The organism is Vicinamibacteria bacterium, assembly GCA_035620555.1.
Taxonomy (GTDB): domain Bacteria; phylum Acidobacteriota; class Vicinamibacteria; order Marinacidobacterales; family SMYC01; genus DASPGQ01.
In genome coordinates this window covers 1-3,926 of record DASPGQ010000133.1, presented here as the reverse complement: position 1 = coordinate 3,926, position 3,926 = coordinate 1, and the positions used below count along the sequence as shown (strand labels likewise).

5 protein-coding genes are annotated in these 3,926 nt (G+C 66.0%); all 5 read right to left on the bottom strand.

Features of this window, described 5'->3' with window-relative positions; translation table 11 throughout:
- Positions 1-379, bottom strand: a 379-nt coding sequence (locus VEK15_05420; GenBank protein ID HXV60112.1) for an efflux RND transporter permease subunit, incomplete at its 3' end; no start/stop codon positions are given.
- Positions 380-388: 9 nt separating this feature from the next.
- Positions 389-1,294, bottom strand: coding sequence for an efflux RND transporter periplasmic adaptor subunit (locus VEK15_05415; protein HXV60111.1), 906 nt, complete (start codon positions 1,292-1,294; stop codon positions 389-391).
- A complete protein-coding gene (locus VEK15_05410; GenBank protein ID HXV60110.1) occupies positions 1,291-2,595 on the bottom strand; it encodes a TolC family protein in 1,305 nt (434 codons plus the stop codon). Before VEK15_05410 ends, VEK15_05415 begins: the two co-directional genes overlap by 4 nt.
- Complete coding sequence (locus tag VEK15_05405; GenBank protein HXV60109.1) at positions 2,595-3,218, bottom strand: TetR/AcrR family transcriptional regulator; 624 nt, start codon at positions 3,216-3,218, stop codon at positions 2,595-2,597. The genes VEK15_05410 and VEK15_05405 overlap by 1 nt, the downstream gene beginning before the upstream one ends.
- 144 nt (positions 3,219-3,362) lie before the next feature.
- The coding region (locus tag VEK15_05400; protein HXV60108.1) for a glucodextranase DOMON-like domain-containing protein at positions 3,363-3,926 on the bottom strand (564 nt) is incomplete at its 5' end.

Here is a 3,926-nt window from a genome sequence, read left to right as displayed (position 1 = left end):
GAGGGTCGGCGTCCGTCGGGAGCTCTCTCAGGATGGTATTCACCCGGTCGCGTACTTCCTGGGCCGCGACATCCCCGTCCTTCTCGAGCACAAACTGCACCGTCACCACCGAGACGCCCTCGGAGGAGATCGAGATGAGCTGGTCGATGCCGCTGATGGTGTTGACCGATTCCTCGATCTTGTCCGTGATCTCGGTCTCGATCTCCTCGGGAGCGGCGCCCAGGAGGCGCGTCGAGATGGTGACGAAGGGGAAGTCCACGTTCGGGAAGCGGTCGACGCCGAGTTGCCCGTAGCTGAAGAGTCCCACCACGACCAGGGACAGGATGAGGACGCTCGCAAAGACGGGTCGCTTGACGCAGAGCTCGGCCAGTTTATGCATGGCTAAGTCCTAGGGCGCCGGCACCGCGAGGTCCAGCTCGACTCTGGCGAAGAGCCCCGGCTTCAGCCGCTCGTCGCGGTTCGGGATCTCCGCCTCGACCACGAAAGTTCGGGTCGAAGCGTCCACGGCGCGCACCACGGACGTGACCTTCCCCTCGAACACTTCATCGGGATAGGGATCGACGCGCGCGCGCACGATTTGACCTCGCTCCGCGGACGCCAGATAGCGCTCGGGGAGGCGGAACCGCACCCTCAAGGGCCTCACCTGCACGATCACGAAGGCCACGCTCGAGTCGCCGAGCCTCTCGCCCACGGCGGTCCGGCGCTCGGCGACGATGCCGTCGATGGGGGAGAGAAGGACCGCGTCGGACAGCCTCTGCTTCGCGAGTGCGAGCGCCGCCTCCGCTTCCGCGCGCATTGCCTCGGCCTGATCGAGCGCGGCCTTGGTGCGGTCGTACACCGCCTGCGAGACCGAGCCCTTCGCCAGGAGCCCTTCCTTGCGCTTGAAGTCCCGGCGCGCCTCGTCGGCGGCGGAGTCGGCGCGGGCGAGGGCCGCCTCGGCGCGCGCCACCTCGAGCTTCAGGTAATCCGTTTCGAGCTCGAGGAGCGGCTGGCCTTTCCGGACCCGGGCGCCTTCGTCGACGTAGACCTTTCCGACCCGCCCGGTCAGCTTGGAGGCGAGCTCGGAACGAACGGGTGAAACGAGCTCTCCCGTTTCCACGAGCACCGAGGGGTTCGTCTCCGCTTCCGCTTCGGGCTTCGCTACCTCGGCGAGGCCCGTCGCCACGTCCTCGGGGAGCGGGGGAGGAGCGCTCTGCGCCTCCCTCGCGAATTCCGGAGGAGACGCCGTGGTGTCGCCGCCGCAGGCTGCAAGGAGCGCTGCCAGCAGCGGAAGAGGGGCCATCCGAAGGTTCATGGTGACGACTCCTGGGCCAGGGCGACCTCGGTCAGCGTCCCGGCGGCGAACCAGACAGCGACCTCCGCGGCGTACACGAGGAGCCTCCCCGTCGCCACCGCGCGTCGAGCATCCGCGAGCGCCGCTTCCGAGGTCTGGAGATCGAGCGACGTCAGCTCCTGGTTCTGGTACAGCTCCGAGGTCTGCGCGTACTCGGCTTCGGCCGCCTGGAGCTGCTGCTCTGCGAGAGCGAGGTTCGTCCGCACCGCCTCCAGGTCGAACAGGGCGAGCCGCACGTCCTCGCGTACGAGAAGGCGCGATTCCTCGAGCGAGAACGCCGCCTGCCTCTCGCGCTCCTCGGCGAGAGCGACGCGCGCTCCGATCTCGCCACCCTGGTAGATGGGGACGTTCACCCGGAGGGCCGCGAAGCCGTAGCTCTCCCGGGGGAAGGTCGTGCCCTGGCGGACGTATCCCGCATCCGCGGTGGCCACGGGATAGTACGCGCCGCGCTGCTTCTCCACCTCGAGTCGGGCGCTCTCGACCTCGTACTCTGCCCGCCGCACCTCGGAGCGCGCCCGATAGGCTTCGGACACGAGCTGTTCCTCGCCTGGAACCAGAGGCACCGCGCGGTCTTCATCGACGGGCTCGGCGAGAACGATCTCCTCATCCAACGCGAGAGCGATGCGGAGCTCGCTCACCGAAGCCTCGCGGGTGCGCTCGGCCTCGACCACCCGGCGCTCCGCCGCCTTGATGTCGGTCTCGGCACGAAGCACGTCGACACGGGTCGTCTCTCCGGCCTCGTATAGATCGGTGGCCTGGCGAAGTCGGTTGCGGGCGAGCTCCAGGTTCTGCCGCTCGACTTCGATAAGAGCTTCCGCCTCCAGCGCGAAGAAGAACTGCCGGCTCGTCTCGACCAGCACCGCGTCGGAGGTCCCGCGCAGCCCCTCCCGCGCGATTTCGATGCCGATCCCCGCCTGTCGATAGGCTTTGAGGTCCCGGAACCCGGCGAAGATCGGCTGTGAAACGTTGACGCTGATGTCCCAGGCCACGAGCTGCAGGATCGTCCGCACGTCGTCGGGAGGACCGAACGTGACCTCGTGCGAGTTGCGCGTCAAGTTCGCGTCGAAGCTGAGTCGGGGAAGGACGGCCGACCGGAACACTTTGCGGTTCGCCTCCGCGGCGGGGACGTCGGCGCGGGCCCTGGAGAGCTCGAGGTTCCTTTCTAGGGCGAGGGCCATCGCATCGCGGAGCGTCAGCCGACGGTCAGGTGGCGGCTGAACTTCGGCGATCGCGGTCGAGAGGGCGAGGGCGAAAACGAGCATCAGTCTCCTTTCGCGGCGATTCCGTGGAGGAGGATGTCGACCATCCACGAGACGTCCTCCTCCGCGTCGGGAGGGGGGTCCTCCGTCAGGCGCCGGAGCATCAGGGCCGCACCGCTCTCCGAGACGAAGAGCGCGAGCCGCGCCGGATCGCTTTTCCGGACTTCGCCTTTGTCCATCGCCGTTCGCAGCATCCTCTCGAGCCGTTCCAGATAGGCGGAGTAGCGCGGATGGCACATGCGGCGGCGGCGCGCGCTCTGGTGGACGGCATCCGGCGGATGCTTCATGGCGATATAAATCCGGAAGAACTCGCGGTGATCGTCGAAGAACGCGATCTGGGCGCGGACGAGCGCCAGGAGCTTTCCCTCGAAGTCCGGGATCTGCGGAAGAGTGGAATCGATCCTCGCCTCGAGGGTGGAGAAGGCGTAGTCCGCGGTACGCTCGAGGAGGTCCTCGCGGTCACGGAAGTACAAGTAGAGGGTGCCCTTCGCGACACCCGCCTCGTCCGCGATCTCCTGCATCGTGGCTCCGCCCATCCCCTTCCGCGAGATGACCCGCAGGGTGGCCGCCTGCACTTGCTGGACCCGGAAGTCCGTCAAGACCTTGGTGCGACTGATCATGGTCATGACTGTATGGTCAGCATAATGACCACCAAGTCAATATGACACGCGTAGGGGCGCGCGTCAAGAAACAGCGGAAAAACCCCTCTAGCTATACCGATTCCGGGTCTCAGCTCCGCTTGGCGGCGAAGGAGGGGGGTGGTCTCTTCCTTATCGTTGATCGTCGGATGGCACGATTCCCGGCAGGACGACCATCTGTTTCGTGTTCGCGTTGAAGTTTCGTAAGATCTCTTCCTGCTTCATCCCTTCCGGCACGAACATGTCGAGAATCGGAGGAAGCAAGGCCGCCCCTTTTCGCGTCGTGCCCAGACGGTCGCTCCAGCCGCCTTCCCCGACCGGAAGGTTCATCAGAGTGTAGGGAACCTCCGCGCCGCCGAAATTGCCGAAGGAGAGGGTGTCGTCGATTTTCGCGACGGTCAGAAGAACCACGTAAGACCACTCTCCCTTCGCGGTCCCCCCCAGAAAGGACGAGGGAACCAGGAAGGTGAGCTTCCGACCGGCGACACGGACCCCCCGCTCCGGGAAGTAGTACGAACGCTCCAGATCGAGCGAAGCGTCTGCGAAGATTTCCGACGTATCTTCCGGATCGACCCGTCCCCGGCTGGTCTCCAGTTTTTCCTCCAGTACCTTCACCAGGTAGCGCTTCAGAAGACCTTTCGTTTCGACGGGCCGTGGAGTCAAGCAGATCATCTTCTCCCACGCGGACTGGGGATC

Excerpts from the sequence above, each read along its gene's own strand:
- VEK15_05405 (HXV60109.1), bottom strand. The coding sequence starts at position 3,218 with ATGACCATGATCAGTCGCACCAAGGTCTTGACGGACTTCCGGGTCCAG.
- VEK15_05410 (HXV60110.1), bottom strand. The coding sequence starts at position 2,595 with ATGCTCGTTTTCGCCCTCGCCCTCTCGACCGCGATCGCCGAAGTTCAG.
- VEK15_05415 (HXV60111.1), bottom strand. The coding sequence starts at position 1,294 with ATGAACCTTCGGATGGCCCCTCTTCCGCTGCTGGCAGCGCTCCTTGCA.